Annotated in this window: 19 protein-coding genes; 10 read left to right on the top strand and 9 right to left on the bottom strand. The window is 64.1% G+C overall.

All coding sequences use genetic code 11. From position 1 onward, the window contains the following. The 3 genes from AC0L3D_RS28940 to AC0L3D_RS28930 all read left to right on the top strand — a co-directional run. Window positions 1-1,665, top strand: a 1,665-nt coding sequence (locus AC0L3D_RS28940; protein WP_473646570.1) for a DNA translocase FtsK, incomplete at its 5' end; no start/stop codon positions are given. Window positions 1,666-1,830: 165 nt separating this feature from the next. Further along, window positions 1,831-2,514: an outer membrane lipoprotein carrier protein LolA gene (locus AC0L3D_RS28935; protein WP_473646568.1), complete on the top strand. Its 684-nt coding sequence runs from the start codon at window positions 1,831-1,833 to the stop codon at window positions 2,512-2,514. Window positions 2,515-2,882: 368 nt separating this feature from the next. Then, a complete protein-coding gene (locus AC0L3D_RS28930) occupies window positions 2,883-3,689 on the top strand; it encodes an exodeoxyribonuclease III (protein ID WP_473646567.1) in 807 nt (268 codons plus the stop codon). 213 nt (window positions 3,690-3,902) lie between these two features. Here AC0L3D_RS28930 and AC0L3D_RS28925 read toward each other — a convergent pair whose 3' ends face one another. Together AC0L3D_RS28925 and AC0L3D_RS28920 are read right to left on the bottom strand one after the other, a co-directional pair. Next, window positions 3,903-4,358, bottom strand: a complete 456-nt coding sequence (locus AC0L3D_RS28925; protein WP_023800566.1) for a cyclic nucleotide-binding domain-containing protein — start codon at window positions 4,356-4,358, stop codon at window positions 3,903-3,905. 232 nt (window positions 4,359-4,590) lie between these two features. Continuing rightward, window positions 4,591-5,274, bottom strand: coding sequence for a response regulator transcription factor (locus AC0L3D_RS28920; RefSeq protein ID WP_023800565.1), 684 nt, complete (start codon window positions 5,272-5,274; stop codon window positions 4,591-4,593). 84 nt (window positions 5,275-5,358) lie between these two features. Between AC0L3D_RS28920 and AC0L3D_RS28915 the strand changes: the two genes are divergently transcribed. After that, window positions 5,359-5,955 carry a L,D-transpeptidase family protein gene (locus tag AC0L3D_RS28915; protein ID WP_027155920.1) on the top strand — a complete coding sequence of 199 codons (597 nt, stop codon included), beginning with the start codon at window positions 5,359-5,361 and terminating at the stop codon, window positions 5,953-5,955. 156 nt (window positions 5,956-6,111) lie between these two features. Here the strand turns inward: AC0L3D_RS28915 and AC0L3D_RS28910 are convergent, their stop codons facing one another. Beyond that, window positions 6,112-6,348 (bottom strand): hypothetical protein, encoded by a 237-nt coding sequence (locus AC0L3D_RS28910; RefSeq protein WP_236372866.1) that lies wholly within the window; start codon window positions 6,346-6,348, stop codon window positions 6,112-6,114. 164 nt (window positions 6,349-6,512) lie between these two features. On the opposite strand from AC0L3D_RS28910, the gene gcvA reads away from it, so the two are divergent. Continuing rightward, window positions 6,513-7,448, top strand: a complete 936-nt coding sequence (gene gcvA, locus AC0L3D_RS28905) for a transcriptional regulator GcvA (RefSeq protein WP_473646565.1) — start codon at window positions 6,513-6,515, stop codon at window positions 7,446-7,448. 60 nt (window positions 7,449-7,508) lie between these two features. Here the strand turns inward: gcvA and AC0L3D_RS28900 are convergent, their stop codons facing one another. From AC0L3D_RS28900 to tsaD, 6 genes are all read right to left on the bottom strand, one after another. After that, window positions 7,509-7,931, bottom strand: coding sequence for a DUF1761 domain-containing protein (locus AC0L3D_RS28900; RefSeq protein ID WP_473646564.1), 423 nt, complete (start codon window positions 7,929-7,931; stop codon window positions 7,509-7,511). A gap of 132 nt (window positions 7,932-8,063) precedes the next feature. After that, window positions 8,064-8,663, bottom strand: coding sequence for a class I SAM-dependent methyltransferase (locus tag AC0L3D_RS28895; protein WP_473646571.1), 600 nt, complete (start codon window positions 8,661-8,663; stop codon window positions 8,064-8,066). A gap of 53 nt (window positions 8,664-8,716) precedes the next feature. Further along, window positions 8,717-9,142, bottom strand: a complete 426-nt coding sequence (locus tag AC0L3D_RS28890; RefSeq protein WP_023800559.1) for an EVE domain-containing protein — start codon at window positions 9,140-9,142, stop codon at window positions 8,717-8,719. 123 nt (window positions 9,143-9,265) lie between these two features. Continuing rightward, a complete protein-coding gene (locus tag AC0L3D_RS28885; RefSeq protein ID WP_027154810.1) occupies window positions 9,266-9,562 on the bottom strand; it encodes a YciI-like protein in 297 nt (98 codons plus the stop codon). A gap of 25 nt (window positions 9,563-9,587) precedes the next feature. After that, a complete protein-coding gene (locus tag AC0L3D_RS28880) occupies window positions 9,588-10,598 on the bottom strand; it encodes an NAD(P)H-dependent glycerol-3-phosphate dehydrogenase (RefSeq protein ID WP_287260887.1) in 1,011 nt (336 codons plus the stop codon). Then, window positions 10,595-11,680, bottom strand: a complete 1,086-nt coding sequence (gene tsaD, locus AC0L3D_RS28875) for a tRNA (adenosine(37)-N6)-threonylcarbamoyltransferase complex transferase subunit TsaD (RefSeq protein ID WP_198032846.1) — start codon at window positions 11,678-11,680, stop codon at window positions 10,595-10,597. The genes AC0L3D_RS28880 and tsaD overlap by 4 nt, the downstream gene beginning before the upstream one ends. A gap of 103 nt (window positions 11,681-11,783) precedes the next feature. Between tsaD and hemC the strand changes: the two genes are divergently transcribed. From hemC to AC0L3D_RS28850, 5 genes are all read left to right on the top strand, one after another. Then, entirely contained in the window at window positions 11,784-12,710 is a 927-nt protein-coding gene (gene hemC, locus AC0L3D_RS28870) for a hydroxymethylbilane synthase (protein WP_023800555.1), read from the top strand. Window position 12,711: 1 nt separating this feature from the next. Then, window positions 12,712-13,428, top strand: a complete 717-nt coding sequence (locus AC0L3D_RS28865) for a uroporphyrinogen-III synthase (protein ID WP_023800554.1) — start codon at window positions 12,712-12,714, stop codon at window positions 13,426-13,428. A 91-nt stretch (window positions 13,429-13,519) separates the two neighbouring features. Continuing rightward, a complete protein-coding gene (locus AC0L3D_RS28860) occupies window positions 13,520-15,013 on the top strand; it encodes a COG4223 family protein (RefSeq protein WP_473646563.1) in 1,494 nt (497 codons plus the stop codon). Window positions 15,014-15,023: 10 nt separating this feature from the next. Next, window positions 15,024-16,625 carry a heme biosynthesis HemY N-terminal domain-containing protein gene (locus AC0L3D_RS28855; protein ID WP_473646562.1) on the top strand — a complete coding sequence of 534 codons (1,602 nt, stop codon included), beginning with the start codon at window positions 15,024-15,026 and terminating at the stop codon, window positions 16,623-16,625. 64 nt (window positions 16,626-16,689) lie between these two features. Further along, window positions 16,690-17,169, top strand: a complete 480-nt coding sequence (locus AC0L3D_RS28850; protein ID WP_287343388.1) for a tellurite resistance TerB family protein — start codon at window positions 16,690-16,692, stop codon at window positions 17,167-17,169. Window positions 17,170-17,176: the final 7 nt, after the last annotated feature.

Genomic DNA, 17,176 nt, shown 5'->3' with positions numbered 1-17,176 from the left:
CGCGGCGCGGCGCCAATGCCGCGGGGGCCGCGGGCCCCCCCCGCCGCCCCCCCCCGCGGGGCGCCGCCGGCCCCGCGGCCGGTTCCGGGCGCGCGTGTCCAGCGCGAAGCGCAGTCCTCGCTGATCGGCTCCGAACAATTCGAAATGCCGTCGCTGCATTTCCTGTCCGAGCCGAAGAACGTCGTGCGCGACGCCAGCCTGTCCAAGGACGCGCTCGAGCAGAATGCCCGCCTGCTCGAAGGCGTGCTGGAGGATTTCGGCGTCAAGGGCGAGATCATCCATGTCCGCCCCGGCCCGGTCGTCACGCTCTATGAGCTGGAACCGGCGCCCGGCATCAAATCGTCGCGGGTCATCGGCCTGTCCGACGACATCGCCCGATCGATGAGCGCGATCGCCTGCCGCGTCGCCGTGGTGCCGGGCCGCAACGCCATTGGCATCGAGCTGCCGAACGCCAAGCGCGAGACCGTCTATCTCAGGGAAATCATGGCCAGCCGCGATTTCGAGACCACCAAGGCCAAGCTGGCGCTGGCGCTCGGCAAGACCATCAATGGCGAGGCGGTCATCGTCGACATCGCCAAGATGCCGCACGTGCTGGTCGCCGGCACCACCGGCTCGGGCAAGTCGGTCGCCATCAACACCATGATCCTGTCGCTGCTCTACCGACTGACGCCACAGGACTGCCGGCTGATCATGATCGACCCGAAAATGCTCGAACTCTCGGTCTATGACGGCATCCCGCATCTTTTGACGCCCGTCGTCACCGATCCGAAGAAGGCGGTGGTGGCGCTGAAATGGACCGTGCGCGAAATGGAGGACCGCTACCGCAAAATGTCCAAGGTCGGCGTCCGCAACATCGACGGTTTCAACGCGCGGGTGCAGCAGGCCGAGAAGAAGGGCGAAAAAATCTCGCGCACCGTGCAGACCGGCTTCGACCGGCAGACCGGCGAAGCGGTCTATGAGACGGAAAACCTCGATCTCGAGCCAATGCCTTACATCGTCGTCATCATCGACGAGATGGCCGATTTGATGATGGTCGCCGGCAAGGACATCGAAGGCGCGGTGCAGCGCCTGGCGCAGATGGCGCGCGCTGCCGGCATACACGTCATCATGGCGACGCAGCGGCCGTCGGTCGACGTCATCACCGGCACGATCAAGGCCAACTTCCCGACCCGCATCTCCTTCCAGGTGACGTCGAAGATCGACAGCCGCACCATTCTGGGCGAGCAGGGCGCCGAACAGCTGCTCGGCATGGGCGACATGCTCTACATGGCCGGGGGCGGCCGCATCCAGCGCGTGCACGGTCCCTTCGTTTCCGATGACGAGGTCGAGAAGATTGTCGCGCATCTGAAGCTGCAGGGCGTGCCGGAATATCTCGATGCCATTACCGAGGATGACGACGAGGACGACGATGAGCCGTCGGGCAAGGGTGGCTCGGGCGGTGGCGGCGGCAATTTCGAGGATTCCGACGATCCCTACGACCAGGCGGTTGCGGTGGTGCTGCGTGACGGCAAAGCCTCGACCAGCTACATCCAGCGCCGGCTCGGCATCGGCTACAACCGCGCCGCCTCGATCATCGAAAAGATGGAGAAGGAAGGCATTGTCGGGCCAGCCAACCATGCCGGAAAACGCGAAATTCTGGTGCCAACGGAGGACGACAAGTTCTGATCCGCCCGCCAAGCCGACAGGATTTTCGCGGCTGCAATCTGACGGCAGCAACTTTGAACCTTCTGGCGCGTTTGCAACGACCAAGCGCTGTTCGGCCGCCAAACTTAAGCCCAACTGGGGGGCCAAACACTGCGACAACAGATGAACCAGACGAGAGTAACCGGCATGAAAAACTCTTCTTTCGCCACGATCAGCGATTTTGCCCCGACCCGCCGCCAACTGCTTGGCCTCGGTCTGGTCCTGGCCGGCGCCGCGGCCATCAATGTCGTGCCCGGGGTCCAGTTGCTGGCGTCGGCGCAAGCGGCGGTGCCAGCCACCGCGCAGAAGATCGCCGACCATTTTTCCTCGGTCAAATCGATGGCCGGCGAATTCGTGCAGTTCGGACCCAAGGGCGAGCAGACCGGCGGCAAGTTCTATCTGGAACGGCCGGGCAAGATACGCTTCAACTATGATGGGACGTCGAATTTCCGGGTGATTTCCGACGGCAAGTCGGTGGTCATCCTGAACAAGCGGCTGAAAACGTCCGATCTCTACCCACTGTCGAAAACGCCGCTCAAGCTGCTGCTCGACACCAGGATCGACCTCTCCGGCGGCCGCGTCAAAAGCGTCAAGGAAGAGAACGACGTCACCACCATCCAACTCGCCGACAAATCGGTGTTCGGCAGTTCGAAGATCACCATGATGTTCGATCCGAAAACCTACGAATTGCGCCAATGGACGATTACTGACGCGCAAGGCAAGGACACGACGGTGATGATCTTCAACGTCAGGGAAGGCGTAAGCTTCGCCCCCGACACTTTTGCCATCGACTATACGGCCAACCGCGAACTGAACACCAAGTCGCGGTAGGTTGCCAACGCTGGCGGAAGGTTCCAGGCGTTGGTGCTGCCCTCACCTGCCTGCCGGCATCCTCTCCCCGTATAGGGACGGGGAGAGGGGACCCTTCATCAATGATTTCGCCAACCATTTGTCAGCGTAGCAAAACGAGCGCCAAGGGTGAGGTCAGCCCCTTCTCCCCGTCACTATACGGGGAGAAGTGCCCGGCAGGGCGATGAGGGGCGGCGCCGAGGTCGACCATGACATCAACAGGCCCGGCCAACCGCTGCCGGCTTGTTTTTGCGGTGGGCGGCTGGCAATAGTTTCCGGGATTGACTTTGAAAGACCTCGTTCCCGTCGGAGCCATCTGGCGGACCTTGCGCTGTCCCGGAATCCCAAACATGCCCTTTTCGATCGCGACCTGGAACATCAATTCCGTCCGCCTGCGCATGCCGCTCGTCGAACGCCTGCTTGTCGAACAGGCACCGGACGTGCTCTGCCTGCAGGAAACCAAAGTTCCGGACGAACTGTTTCCCGAGAAGGCGTTTCGCAAGCTCGGCTATCAGCACATCGCCTTCCACGGCCAGAAGGGCTATCACGGCGTGGCGACGCTGGCGCGCCGGCCGATCGCGATTGTCGAAAAGCGCCGCTTCTGCGAGATCGAGGACTGCCGACATCTGTCGGTCACCGTGCGGGCCGGCGGCAAGGCGATCCTGCTGCACAATTTCTATGTTCCGGCCGGCGGCGACGAGCCCGACCCAGTTATCAACCGCAAGTTCAAGCACAAGCTGGATTTCGTCGCCGAAATGAACGCCATCCGCGCCGAGCACGACGAAGTGTCCGGCTCGATCCTGGTCGGTGACCTCAACATCGCGCCGCTCGAGCACGATGTCTGGTCGCACAAGCAGCTCCTGAAAGTGGTCAGCCATACGCCGGTCGAGACGGAAAATTTCGAGGCGATGCGGCTCGCCGGCGACTGGGTCGACCTGATGCGGCTCAACGTGCCTTACGAGCAGAAGCTCTACACCTGGTGGAGCTATCGCGCGCAGGATTGGCAAGCGTCGGATCGCGGCCGGCGGCTCGACCATGTCTGGTCGTCGCCGAACCTGGTGCCGAGCTTTGCCGGCTACGAGATCCTGCGGCCGGCGCGCGGCTGGCAACGGCCGTCGGACCATGTGCCGGTCATAGCGCGGTTCGACCTGGATTAGGTGTATCGATATTCAGATGAGGCCGGCCTGCGAATGACGGTTTCCTGCGCTTCCGGTGCTCACGTACCCAAAAGTACGCTCCGCTCCGGTTCTCGGATCCCACCATTCTCGGCTCGGCCTGATCTGAATCTCGACACGCCTCAGCCCCTGTCGCCCCTGATCCGACTGGCTTTCACGGTCTGTTGCGAGAGCGAGTTGCAAAAGCATCCGGTGTCAGTCGTCGAAACGCGGCGCCAGCTTCTCGATGCGGCGGATCATTGCCAGAAAATCCTCGGAGATGCGCTGGTGCAGGTGGACCGCGATATCGGGGTATTCCTCCAGGATGCGGTGGAACATCTTGCGGCTGAGCCGCAGCACTTCCGAATCGATCTCGGCGGATGCGCTGGTCAGCCGGTTGGTGTCGGCGATCAGCGCCAGTTCGCTCAGCATCGTACCGGGGCCGGCCGTGCCTATCGGGACGCGGGCGCCATCCTGCTCGCGATACAGCACGATGCGCCCGCTGACCACGATATAGGCGCAATCGGCCTCGTCGTCCTCGCGGTAGAGCTTGTGGTCGGCCTGCAGCCTGGTGGTTTCCGCGCCAAAGGCGAGCAGACGCAGCTGTTCCTCCGTGAAGCTTTCGAAGAGCCTCACGGCGGACAGGATGCGGATGTCGTCATCCAACGCCATCTAGCTGTGTCCCCGAACGGCCAGTCCAATCCCTCCATTGGAGCGCCGAGCGTTCCTTTGGACGCGGCAAAGGACGCTCTAAACGCTTTGAAATCGACGCACCGGGCTTTCCAAAAAACGAATCGGGTTTTTGGGCCGTTGCGCCAGCGAGCTCGATCCAGAACCACCTCCAGTCTCAGGATCGTACCCGAAAGCGGCGCCTCCCCTAACCGCTGATTGAATGATTAAATATTTAAGGAACCAGCTTGTAGCCACCACTTTCTGTCACAAGAATTTCTGCGTTGGAAGGATCGCGCTCGATCTTCTGGCGCAGCCGATAGACATGGGTTTCCAGCGTGTGCGTGGTGACGCCGGAATTGTAGCCCCACACTTCCTCGAGCAGCACGTCGCGCGTCACCACCTTCTGGTCGGCGCGATAGAGATACTTGATGATCGAGGCTTCCTTTTCGGTCAGCCGCACCTTGGCGCCGCGCTGGTCGATCAGAAGCTTCTGGCTAGGCTTGAAAGTGTAGGGGCCGACCGAAAAGGTGGCGTCTTCGCTCTGCTCATGCTGGCGAAGCTGGGCACGGATGCGGGCCAGGAGAACCGCGAAGCGGAACGGCTTGACCACATAGTCGTTGGCGCCGGCTTCGAGGCCGAGAATCGTGTCGGAATCGGTGTCGTGTCCCGTCAGCATGATGATAGGCGACTTGTAGCCGCCCTTGCGCAGCATCTTCACCGCCTCTCGGCCATCCATGTCGGGGAGGCCGACATCCATGATGAGCAGATCGATGATGCCGCCGCGGGCCGTGGCGATGCCTTTGGCGGCGGTTGATTCCTGCAGGACGTCGAATTCTTCATAGAGAGACAATTGCTCGACGAGCGTGCCGCGCAGGTCGTCATCGTCATCGACGATCAGAATGGTGCGTGAAGTCATGGATCAATCCGTTGTTTTGAAAAGAAAATTCAGTTGACCGCTGCCTGTTTATGCGGAAGCTGACCGGCACAACAGCCGATCACAATGATTTGTTCCGTGGCACGATCATACAAGAAAAAACGCGCGTGCAATGAGGCGAGCGCATTTTTGCGAAAAGGGCTTCGTGTTCTCACCGTGCGCGCCAGGCCCGGCCACCCCAGCCAGGGACTTCTGCAGGCTGGCAAACTGGTGTTTTCCTGTGCACTGGGGCGCGGCGGCATATCGGCCGGCAAGCGCGAAGGCGATGGCGCCACGCCGCTTGGGTCGATGCGGATACTGTCGGGATATTTCCGTAACGATCATTTTCCCGGCGGCCGCAAAACCCGGCTGGCGATGGCGCCGATCGGTCGCGATCTTGGCTGGTGCGAAGTGCCTGAGGACCGCAACTACAACCGTCCGGTCAAGATTCCCTATGGCGCCAGCCACGAGCGGATGCTGCGCGCCGACCGGCTTTATGACGCCTGCCTGGTGCTCGACTGGAACATTGCGCCGCGTCGCCGCGGACGCGGCAGCGCCATCTTCTTTCATTTGGCGCGCCCCGACTTCACACCGACGCAAGGCTGCGTCGCGGTGACAGCACGCACGATGGCCCGGCTGCTGCCGCTGCTGTCGGACCGCACGGTGATGAGGGTGGTGAGGTAAGGGAGGGCAGTAGGGCAGTAGGGGAATAGGGGAATAGGGGAATAGGGCAATAGGGCAATAGGGCAATAGGGCAATAGGGCAGGAAGAAAGTGTCAGTAGGATTGCGCGGACGCGCCGCTTCCTTTCGTTTTCGTACTCCCCTACTCCCCTACTCCCCTACGTCCGCGGCCTCTGCCAGCCGATATCGAGCAGACCCAACCGGCCGAGTTCCCGGTCCATCGCGCGCGCGACATCCTTGCGCTCGGCGCCGATGTCGCGCAATTGCCGGTCCGAAAGGTCGTCGACGTTCTCGGGCGGGAGGTTGACCGCCATTTTTGCATGGCGGAACCAATCAGACACCGCGCGCAGCCAGGCCGGGCGGATGGTTACAGGACTCAAGACGATGTGAGACATGGTGCAATCCGGCTTCTCCGGACATCAAGTCCGGTTTGATGTTTCTTCGATGGTCACATCATGACGGATTGAAATTAAAACGAGAAACGAGTAGTTTTCTCTGCATCTTCAAGTTTTGTTTGAGGATTGAAAATGCTCGACCGACCTCTCCTCGTCCTATTCTGATGGCGCGCCTGCTGCCTGGAACCCGTGCCCTGAGGACGCTGGAAGCAGCCGCCCGGCACCTCAATTTCACCCGCGCCGCGGACGAACTTGGCTTGACCCCGGCCGCGGTCAGCCACCAGATCAAGGAAATCGAGGATCAGCTCGGCATCGTGCTGTTCACGCGCACCAGCCGCACCATCCGGCTGACCGAGGCGGGCGCGGTGCTGTTCGAGGCCTCGACCGACGCGCTCGACCTGCTTGGCCGCGCCGTCTCACGGGCGCACAAGCTGGCGCGTGGAACGGCGTTGCTGAAAGTGACACTCGACGCCCAGTTTGCGACAAAATGGCTGATGCGACGCGTCGATGATTTTCGCAAGCAGCGACCGGGCATCGAGCTCCGCTTCGACATTGCCTCTGAATTGCGCGATTTCGACCTGGATGACGTCGATGTCGGCATCCGTTTCGGCGCGGGAAAATATCCGGGACTTTGCACCCACCGGCTGTTCGACAACATCATCATCCCTGTGTGCAGCCCCAGCCTGCTGGCCTCCGGCCCGCCTCTGCGCGAGCCACGCGATCTCTTCCATCACACGCTCGCCCACATCGAGTGGGCGCGACAGGGCGTGACCTGGCCAAACTGGCGGATGTGGATGGCGGCGGCCGGCGTCGACGATTTCGACGACAGCCGGACGATCGTTTTCGGCACCTCGACCGACGCCGTTCAGGCCGCGCTCGACGGCAATGCCGTTGCGCTCGCCGATTTTGCCATGGTGGCGAACGACCTTTCCGAGGGCCGGCTGATCCGGCCCTTCGAACTTGGCATCAAGGTTCCGCCCGAATTCGCCTACTTCCTGGTCTATCCCGTCGCATCCGCCAATGATCCCAGGATCGTGGCGTTCAGGGATTGGCTGCTCAACGAAGTTCACAACCCGCAGCCGGAGCCGACGTTTGGATGAGCTTCAGGTCGCTCTGAGTGATCAGCTGGCAGTCGTCGACCTATTTTCATGGCGGCAGCGTCAGCCCGCGACATCCGCCGCGCCGAACCAACCGATCACCGCGCCGATGATAAGCAGCACGCCGAGCCAGTGGCCGCAGTCGATGATGGTCAAGTCCCAGTCGAACCCTTGGTAGCGATGATTGGCGGATAGCGTCGTGGCGACGAATCCGAACCAGAGAACGAAGCTGAAGACGAGCCCGGCAACGAGGCTCGGTTCGCCACCGGTCATCGCTGCGACGATCAGAGACATGACGAGCGCCATGACAATTTCCGCGACGAAGCTGATTACGAAGGGCAGCGGCGATTTACTCATGTTCGCCGGATCAAGCCTGGTGGCCTTTAGCCACGGCTTGCTCAGGCCCATGTACCAGGCAGCGCCGAACAACCACGCCACCACCGCGGCGACGATCACTGCCAGCCAGTTCACTGCTGAAAAATCCATGATTTCCTCCCCGGAAGCATATCGCTCAAAAGCATGCCCCCGGGCCCGAGCCGGGGTGCCCAGCGGTTTTGGGACAACGGCATGCGTATTCTCAAAATCGAAGCGTGATGGAACGCCTGTTCGGCGATGCCGTCAAGAAAACCGCCAGACGGTGGTGCGTTTGACCAGCGCGTCTTCCAGCGCCCGGGTTACCGCCACGTCGTAGACGGCGAGCCGCTCCAGTCCAGCTTTCGGCAGATAGGAGCGGCCGGGATCGCCAACGAGGATGTCGGCGCCACGCGCCTTGAGCGTCGCGAACCATGGCTTCAGCCGGTCGGCGAAGGATTTGTCGTAGAAGACGTCACCGGCCAGGACCACATCCCAGCCCGCATCGGTTCCGATGCAGTCGGTGCCAAGAAACATTATCCCGACGCCATTGGCCTCGGCGTTGAGGCGGATCGCGGTCGCGCAGAACGGGTCGATGTCGGCGGCGATCACCTCTGCCGCGCCGGCCTTCACTGCCGCAATGGCGACAAGGCCGGAACCGGAGGCAAAGTCGAGCACGCGCTTGCCCTGCACATCAGACGGATTGTCGAGGATGTAGCGGGCAAGGCCCTGGCCGCCGGCCCAGGCGAAGGCCCAGAAAGGCGGCGGCAGACCGATTTCGGCCAGTTCGTCCTCTGTCCGCTGCCACAGATCATGCGCCTCGTCGGCCAGATGCAGCAGCATCTCCGGCACATGCGGCGGTACCATCAGCGCCGTGTTGTCGAGGATGAAGTTTCTCGCGCTGTTTGGCGTCAGCGCCGTCACGGCGCCGGCGTCAGGTCGCCCATGCGGCAGACCTCTTTCCATTCGGCCGGCGTCACCGGCTGCACGGAAAGTCGTCCGAGCCGGACCAGCGCCATCTCGGCAAGCTTGGGGTTGGCCTTGACCTGCTCCAGCGTCACCGGCTTCGGCACATCCTTGACGGCGCGGATATCGACACATTCCCAGCGCGGATCGTCAGTAGTGGTGTCCTGATGGGCCAGCGCGCAGACCTCGACGATGCCGACCACGTCGAGCCCGTCGTTGGAATGGTAGAAGAAGCCGAGATCGCCGATCTGCATCGCCTTCATGTTGTTGCGCGCCGCATAGTTGCGCACGCCGTCCCATTGCGTGCCGGCCTTGCTCTTCGCCTTGAGGTCCTCGAAGGAGAAGACCGAGGGTTCGGATTTGAACAGCCAGTAGTTCATTTTTTGCTCCTCCGCGGCTGGAGATCAGCTGCAGCGCCGCGCGTCTTTCAGACGCGCAAAGGACGCTGTAGCACTTTGATTTTGCGCATGATCCTCTCCGAAAATCGATTCCGATTTTCGGAGTCATGCACTCACTGGCTTGTTGAAGGTCCAATTCCATTGCCGGATTTCGACGCTTTCGAACAGCCCTGCCCTGGCAAAGGGGTCTGCCGCCGATAGCGCTTCTGCCGCCTCCAGATCGGGCGCCTCAACCACGACGAGGCTGCCGTTCGGCTTGCCGTCGGCGTCGAGGAACGGACCGGCGAAGGCCAGCTTGTTCTCGCCGTTCAGTCCCTCCAAAAAGGCAACATGCTCGGGCCGCGTATCGAGCCGCACCTGCAGGCTTCCAGGCTTGTCCTTGCAAATCAGCGCAAACAGCATCTTTCCATCTCCGGATTGTTCAACATTACACGTCGGTTTCGGTCTTCAGCGGCCTTGTCATCAGCGCCGACACAGCCTGGCGGATGGTGATCGTGCCGTCCAGTATGGCGGCGACGGCGGTGATGATCGGCGCGTCGATGTTGCGCTCGGTGGCGATGCGGGCGGCGATCGCCGCCGTCGGCACCCCTTCGGCCAGGGGCAGCCCGGCAAGCGGCTTGCCTTGCCCCAGCGCCAGCCCGTAGGCGAAATTGCGCGACTGGGCGGACGAGCAGGTGAGCAACAGGTCGCCGAGACCGGAAAGTCCCATCAGCGTTTCCGGCCTGGCGCCGAAGGCGGCGCCGATGCGGCGCAATTCGACAAAGCCGCGCGTCACCATGGCGGCCTGGGCGCTGGCGCCGAGCTCGGCGCCGGTGACCGCACCGGCGGCAATGGCGAAGACGTTCTTCAGCGCGCCGCCGATCTCGACGCCGATGAGGTCGTCGCTCGAATAGCAGCGCAGATTCTGCGCCGAAAAGCGTGCGGCCAGGTCGGCCGCCAGACCCTCATTGCCGGCGGCGACCACCACGGCCGTCGGCAGCCCCCTGGCGACGTCAGTGGCGAAGCTCGGCCCGGACAGGGCGGCGACCGGATTTTCAGGCAGGGTCTCTCCAGCGACCGCCGACAGCAATGCGCCGGTGTCGCGCTCGATGCCCTTGGCGCAGAGGACCAGCGGGACGTCCTTCGGCATATGGGCTTTCGCGGTGGCCAGCATGGCGCGCAGCGACTGCGCCGGCGCCACCGCCAGAACGCAGTCGGCGCCGTCGAGCGCAGCCTCGATGTCGCTCGTTGCCACGATGCCGGCCTGGAGCGCGATGCCCGGCAGATAGCGCGGATTTTCGCCACGGTCGATCGCGGCGACGGTCTCCGGGTCGCGCGCATAAAGGCGGACGAAATGGCTGGCGCGCAGCATGGCCAGCGCCAGCGCCGTGCCCCAGGCACCGCCGCCGAGCACGGCAATGCGCCAGCCGCTTGGTACCTCGTGCCCGCTGCCGCTCATGCCTTGGCTCCGCGCCGGCCCGAGCCGACCATCGGAGCGGAGATGCTGTCCAGCGGCCAGCGCGAACGCGGCACGAAATCAGCGGTGTTTTCACCCGATATGCCGGCGCGCAGCCGCTCGATGCCGGCCCAGGCGATCATCGCCGCATTGTCGGTGCAGAGCTTGAGCGGCGGCGCGACGAAAGCAAAACCGGCCTTCTCGCACAGGGCTTCGAGTGTCGTCTTGATCGTCCGGTTGGCGGCGACACCGCCTGCAACGACGAGCGCAGGCTTCAGCTCGCTCGGAAACTCCTGGCGGAAACGGTTCAGCGTCCTCGAAACACGGTCATCCAGCGCATCCGCAACCGCCGCCTGGAAGGAGGCGCAGATGTCGGCGACGTCCTGGTCGCTCAAAGGGGCAATGGCCGTCGCTGCTTGGCGCACGGCGGTCTTCAGCCCGGAAAAGGAAAAATCGGGCTGCGCCGAGCCCTTCATCGGCCGCGGGAAGGCGAAGCGCGCGGCGTCGCCGGTCGCCGCCGCCTTCTCGACATTCGGCCCGCCTGGATAGGGCAGGCCGAGCATCTTGGCCGTCTTGTCAAAAGCTTCGCCGAGCGCATCGTCGATGGTCGTCGCCCAGCGCTGGTAGTCACCAACGCCGCGCACCGCGACGATCTGCGTGTGGCCGCCGGACACCAGCAGCAACAGATAGGGAAAGTCGAGCCCGTCGGTCAGCCGCGCGGTCAGCGCATGGCCTTCGAGGTGGTTGATGGCGATCAGCGGCTTGTTCGCCGCGGCTGCGATCGCCTTGGCCGTCATCAGCCCGACGATCAGACCGCCGACGAGGCCGGGGCCGGCGGTCGCAGCGATCGCGTCGATATCGGCGAGATCGACGCCTGAATCGGCAAGCGCGGCCTCGATGATGCCGTCCAGCGCCTCGACATGGGCGCGCGCGGCGATTTCCGGGACGACGCCGCCGAAGGCGGCATGCTCTTCGATCTGGCTGAGCACGATATCAGCCAGGATTTTCGGCGCGCCGCCGCCGTCCAGCGCTACCACGCTGGCGGCGGTCTCATCGCAACTCGTCTCAATGCCCAGAACGCGGATCAATTCGTTGCCATCCCTGGAGATTGTGCAACCAGCCTTTCCCCGTTAGGAGAAAGCCCGGAAACGGCCTCGATCTGCCGGGGGTTATCACGGACAGCGCGCCATGCAAACAACCTTGAAAATCGGAACACGCGGCAGCCCGCTGGCGCTGGCGCAGGCGCATGAAACGCAGGCGCGGCTGATGGCCGCTCACGGCATGCCGGTTGAGGCATTCGAGGTGGTCGTCATCTCGACCAGCGGCGATCGCATCCAGGACCGGCCGCTGTCGGAAGCCGGCGGCAAGGGGCTGTTCACCAAGGAAATCGAGGAGGCGCTGCTGGCGCGCCGCATCGACATCGCCGTGCATTCGTCGAAGGACATGCCGACGGTGTTGCCCGACGGGCTGGAACTGTCTGCCTTCCTGCCGCGCGAGGATGCCCGCGACGCCTTCGTCGGCAAGGCGGCCAAAACGATCGCCGGATTGCCGCACGGCGCGAAGGTCGGTTCGTCGTCGCTCCGGCGTCAGGCGCTGATCCGGCGGATGCGGCCGGATCTCGACGTGGTGATGTTCCGCGGCAATGTGCAGACGCGGCTGCGCAAGCTCGACGAGGGCGTCGCCGACGGCACCATCCTTGCCTATGCCGGGCTGAAGCGGCTCGGGCTCGAAGATGTCGTCACCGACCTGATGCCGCTCGACAGCTTTCCGCCGGCGCCGGGGCAAGGCGCGATCTGCATCGAAAGCCGCATCGGCGACCTCGATGTGGAAAGAATGCTGACGGCAGTCCACGACGTGCCGACCGGGCAGGCGCTGGCCTGCGAACGCGCTTTCCTGGCGGCGCTCGACGGTTCCTGCCGCACGCCGATTGCCGGCCATGCGACGATATCGGCCGAAACGGTGTTCTTCGGCGGGCTGATCATCTCGCCGGACGGCGCGCAATCGCATGAGGTCAAGGCGGAAGGCCCGGCGCAGGATGCCGCGCGCATCGGCGACGATGCCGCCAGGACCGTGCGGGCCAAGGCCGGCGAAAAATTCTTCGACGGCTGGGCCTGATATGCGTCGCGTCCTGGTGACGAGGCCGGAGCCGGGCGCCTCGCGCACGGCACAGCGGCTTGAGGACCTGGGTTTTAAGCCGATCCTGCTGCCGCTGACCGAAACGGTGGCGCTGCCGGTTGATCCGGACAGGGTCGCAGCCAATACCGCGGCCGTCGCCGTCACCAGCGCCAATGCCGTGCGCCATGCGCCGAAAGAAATCAGCGCGGCGCTCGCCGGTTTGCCTTGCCATGCCGTCGGCAGACGGACAGCGCAGGCCGCCCGTGCGGCCGGGTTTCTGTCGGTCAGCGAAGGGCCGGGCGATGCCGAGGCGCTGGCGGATGCGCTTGCCGGCGATTGCGCCGGACAAACCATCGTCTATTTGTGCGGGCGGGTGCGTTATTCGGGTTTCGAGCAGCGGCTGCAGTCGGCAGGCGTTCAGGTTCGCGCCGTTGAGACCTATGACACTGTCGCGCTGGATTATTCCGATGAGGCCGTTCTTGCGCGCTTGTCCGGCCTGCCGGTCGAGGCGGTGCTGCTCTTTTCGGCCAAGGCCGCCACAGCGCTGCAGGCACTGGCTGGGCGGCCGGCGCTGCGTGAGCTTTTTAAAAAGACATGTTTTTTTGCGCTGTCCGGACGTATCGCCGCAGCCTTGGAGACGGTTGCCTCAGAACAGCTCCGCGTTGCGCCGGAGCCCAGCGAGGAGGCGCTGCTGGAGCTTTTGCGGACGTCGCCTTGACCCCGTGTCATCACGCCGCCCCTTTTCACCGCTTGGTGATGTGCTAGACCCTTCCTGAACCATCCCGAAGCGAAATTTGCGGAGCCCAAGCATGGTCAAGACGCCGAAGATGCGGCATTCGAAAAGCCGTCGCGAGCCGGTGACCATCGAGCTCGATCCCGGCGCTGTCTCGCGCGTTGCCGACGAGGATGCCGCCAACGGGCGGACCGACGAGGCGAAGGCGGAGGAGGCGGCAAGCGCGTCGCAGCCGGAAGCGCCTGAAGAACCCGTCCATGCCGACCAGACCGACATCGAGCCGTGGGAACATGCCGAAGCGGCCCCGCCGGACGGCTCGGAACAGCCGGCCGAGGGCGGTGCCAAAACTCCTGAAGGGCCCAAACCGACTTATCCGGCCGGCTCGGAGGCATCGGCGAAGCGGGCCTTCGACTACAGTTTCGACGACGCATCGGCCGAGGACGCTTCGGCCAAGGCGGGCGCCGCAGACGCGCCGAAGGAAACCCAGGCAGGGACTGAAGACATGGCAGCGCAGCCGAAGCGTGGCGGCATCAACGGCATCGCTGCCGGCATTATCGGCGGCGTCATCGCGCTGGCTGCCGCCGGAGGGCTGCAGTTTGCCGGCCTGCTCGGCGCGCCAGGGGTTGGCGATTTATCCTCGAGCGGCGTGTCGCTCGATGGCGTCAACAGCGAAATCGCTGCTCTGAAGAGCGAGATTGCCGGGCTCAAGGATACAGCCGGCAACAATGACGCCTCGGCCAAGGTGGACGGGCTGTCGTCAGCGCTGGATCAGGTCAAAACGGATGTCGCGGCGCTGAAATCGGCGATCGAGCAGGGCGGAGCAGGCGACACAGCCGGGCTTGCAGCCCTCGGCGACAAGGTCAGGCAGATCGAGACGGCGGTTGCGGCGCTTGGCCAGACCGGCAACACGGCGCCGGTCGATCTCGGACCGCTCAACGAAAAGCTGGCCGGGCTCGACGCGGCGGTGAAATCCGCCGGCGAGACGGCGAAGGCACAGGACGGCCGGCTTGCAGCGCTGGAACAGTCGGTGTCTCAGCTTTCCGGCAAGGTCGAGGCACAGGCCGGGCAGCCCAAGGTTGCGCTCGCCATCGCCGCATCGGCGCTGAAGGCAGCACTCGACCGTGGTGCGCCATTCGCCGCCGAACTCGAAACCTTTGCGGCGATTTCGCCGGATGCTCCAGAGATCGCAGCCTTGCGTCCCTACGCCGAAACGGGCGTTCCGACCCGGGCGGAGATCGCAACCGAAATGCCTGCCGCCGCCAATGCCATGGTCGCTGCCTCCGAGCCCGTCGACCCGAATGCCGGCTTCCTGCAAAACCTGCTGTCGAGCGCGCAATCGCTGGTCAAGGTCAGGCCGATCGGTGCAGTCGAAGGCGCTGGCGCTCCGGAAATCGTCGCTCGCATGGAGGTGGCGGTCGATCAGGGCGATTACGCCAAGGCGCTCAGCGAATACGATATGCTGCCCGAGGCGGTGAAGGCGGCCGGCGCCGATTTTGCCGGCAAACTGAAGGCGCGAATCGAGGTCGAGAAGCAGGTCGACGCGCTGATCGCCAGTGCGATGAAGGCGTGAGGGAAACCCGATGATTCGCATTCTGCTTTTCCTCGCCGTGGTTTTCGCGCTCGGGCTGGGCTTCGCCTGGCTGGCCGACCGGCCAGGCGAGATGGTCGTCACCTTCAGCGGCTATCAATACCAGGTCAGCCTGATGGTGGCAGCGGTGGCGGTCGTTGCCGTGGTTGCCGCGGTGATGATCGTCTGGTGGCTGCTCAAGGCGCTGTGGAACAGCCCATACACCATCTCGCGCTATTTCCGCGTGCGCCGTCGCGATCGTGGCTATCAGGCGCTGTCGACCGGTATGATTGCCGCCGGCGCCGGTGACGGGGCGCTCGCCCGCAAGAAGACCAAGGAAGCGGCAAAGCTGATCCGCTCCGACCAGGAGCCGCTGATCCAATTGCTGGAGGCGCAAGCCTCGCTGCTCGAAGGCGACCATGAGGGTGCCCGCGAAAAGTTCGAGACCATGCTCGACGATCCCGAAATGCGGCTGCTCGGCCTGCGCGGGCTTTATCTCGAGGCCGAACGCCTCGGCGACCGCAACGCGGCGCGGCACTACGCCGGCCGCGCCGCGGCGATGGCGCCGCAGTTAGCCTGGGCCGCCGAATCGACGCTGGAAGACCTGACCGGGCGCGGCGACTGGGACGGCGCGCTGAAACTGGTCGAGGCGCAGAAATCGACGCGGCAGATCGAGCGCGATGCCGCCAACCGGCGTCGCGCCGTGCTGCTCACCGCCAAGGCGCAGGCGCTGATCGACAGCGATCCCAATGCCGCCAAAACCGCTGCTCTGGAGGCCAACCGGCTGCGGCCGGATTTCGCGCCGGCGGCGGGGATCGCAGCCAAACTGCTGTTCAGACAGAATGATGTGCGCAAGGGCGCGAAGATCCTCGAAACGGCGTGGAAAGCCGAGCCGCATCCAGAGATCGCCGAGCTTTACACCCACGCCCGGCCAGGCGATGCCGTGCTCGACCGGCTGAACCGGGCGAAGAAGCTGCAGGAGATGAAGAAGAACCACGCCGAATCGTCGCTGGCGGTGGCGCGCGCCGCGCTCGACGCGCAGGACTTTTCAACCGCCCGCAAAGAGGCCGAGGCGGCTATCCGCATGGATCGCCGCGAAGGCGCCTATCTGCTTCTGGCCGACATCGAGGAGGCAGAGACCGGCGATCAGGGCAAGGTGCGGCAGCTTTTGTCCAAGGCAGTGCGTGCACCGCGCGATCCGGCCTGGGTCGCCGACGGCGTTGTTTCCGAACGCTGGGCGCCGGTGTCGCCGATCACCGGCAAGCTCGACGCCTTCGAGTGGCGTGCGCCGATGGAGCGGCTCGGCCAACTCATCGACAGTGACGAGGATGCGCCGGACGCCGCGGTGCCGACAATTGCAGCGCCAACGAAGCCGGAAAAGGAAAATGTGATCGAGCTGAACCCCGCTGGTTCGGCCGAAAGAGCGACCGCCGTGGCGGCATCGGAAACTGACGAAGACGATGTTGCGCCGGTCACCGCCACGGCGTCTGCCGCAGTGCCGCCGGATGGCGACGCTGCCGAACCGGCGGAGGAAATGGCCCGGCTGCCCGACGATCCCGGCGTCGATCCGGACGACGAAGAGCAAAAATCACCACGCAAGTTTCGATTGTTTTGATTTGGCTGAGCTTGAAAAGTTTGGCTGAGCTTGAAAGTTTTGGCGGATGGGAAGCAGGAATCACATGTTCGAACGCGTTCTGTCGTTTCTGAAGGACCTGCCGGCAGACGGCCGCGCCCGCAACAACGCCGATGATCCGCGCGTTGCCGCATCCGCCCTTCTCTACCATGTGATGAGTGCCGACGGCGTGCGTCAGGATGCCGAATGGGAGCGGTTCAAGGCGGTGCTGGCGGAAAGCTATTCGATCAGCGGCGACGAGCTCGACGCGCTTGCCGCTGCCGGCGAGCGGGCCGACAATGAGGCGATCGACCTCTACGCCTTCACCAGCGTTTTGAAGCGTCAGCTCGATCCGGACGCGCGAAAAGCCTTCATCGGCCTGATGTGGGAAATCGTCTATGCCGATGGCGAATTGCACGAGCTCGAGGACAATATCGTCTGGCGCGTCGCCGAGCTGATGGATGTCGAACGCCACGACCGCGTCGAGGCACGCCGCAAGGCGGCCGCCGAAGTGCCGGGCGCGGCTGGAACATCGAGCGACGAATAGACGGGAT

It is taken from the genome of Mesorhizobium sp. WSM4837 (assembly GCF_055811435.1).
The sequence above is the reverse complement of the archived record's forward strand: the minus strand, read 5'-3'. Positions and strand labels throughout refer to the sequence as shown.

Coding starts and splice junctions, on each gene's coding strand:
- AC0L3D_RS28935 (WP_473646568.1), top strand. CDS start 1,831: ATGAAAAACTCTTCTTTCGCCACGATCAGCGATTTTGCCCCGACCCGC.
- AC0L3D_RS28930 (WP_473646567.1), top strand. CDS start 2,883: ATGCCCTTTTCGATCGCGACCTGGAACATCAATTCCGTCCGCCTGCGC.
- AC0L3D_RS28855 (WP_473646562.1), top strand. CDS start 15,024: ATGATTCGCATTCTGCTTTTCCTCGCCGTGGTTTTCGCGCTCGGGCTG.
- AC0L3D_RS28865 (WP_023800554.1), top strand. CDS start 12,712: ATGCGTCGCGTCCTGGTGACGAGGCCGGAGCCGGGCGCCTCGCGCACG.
- AC0L3D_RS28925 (WP_023800566.1), bottom strand. CDS start 4,358: ATGGCGTTGGATGACGACATCCGCATCCTGTCCGCCGTGAGGCTCTTC.
- AC0L3D_RS28860 (WP_473646563.1), top strand. CDS start 13,520: ATGGTCAAGACGCCGAAGATGCGGCATTCGAAAAGCCGTCGCGAGCCG.
- AC0L3D_RS28895 (WP_473646571.1), bottom strand. CDS start 8,663: ATGGTACCGCCGCATGTGCCGGAGATGCTGCTGCATCTGGCCGACGAG.
- AC0L3D_RS28900 (WP_473646564.1), bottom strand. CDS start 7,931: ATGGATTTTTCAGCAGTGAACTGGCTGGCAGTGATCGTCGCCGCGGTG.
- AC0L3D_RS28850 (WP_287343388.1), top strand. CDS start 16,690: ATGTTCGAACGCGTTCTGTCGTTTCTGAAGGACCTGCCGGCAGACGGC.
- AC0L3D_RS28920 (WP_023800565.1), bottom strand. CDS start 5,274: ATGACTTCACGCACCATTCTGATCGTCGATGACGATGACGACCTGCGC.
- AC0L3D_RS28885 (WP_027154810.1), bottom strand. CDS start 9,562: ATGCTGTTTGCGCTGATTTGCAAGGACAAGCCTGGAAGCCTGCAGGTG.
- AC0L3D_RS28915 (WP_027155920.1), top strand. CDS start 5,359: ATGATTTGTTCCGTGGCACGATCATACAAGAAAAAACGCGCGTGCAAT.
- AC0L3D_RS28890 (WP_023800559.1), bottom strand. CDS start 9,142: ATGAACTACTGGCTGTTCAAATCCGAACCCTCGGTCTTCTCCTTCGAG.
- AC0L3D_RS28910 (WP_236372866.1), bottom strand. CDS start 6,348: ATGTCTCACATCGTCTTGAGTCCTGTAACCATCCGCCCGGCCTGGCTG.
- gcvA (WP_473646565.1), top strand. CDS start 6,513: ATGGCGCGCCTGCTGCCTGGAACCCGTGCCCTGAGGACGCTGGAAGCA.
- hemC (WP_023800555.1), top strand. CDS start 11,784: ATGCAAACAACCTTGAAAATCGGAACACGCGGCAGCCCGCTGGCGCTG.
- AC0L3D_RS28880 (WP_287260887.1), bottom strand. CDS start 10,598: ATGAGCGGCAGCGGGCACGAGGTACCAAGCGGCTGGCGCATTGCCGTG.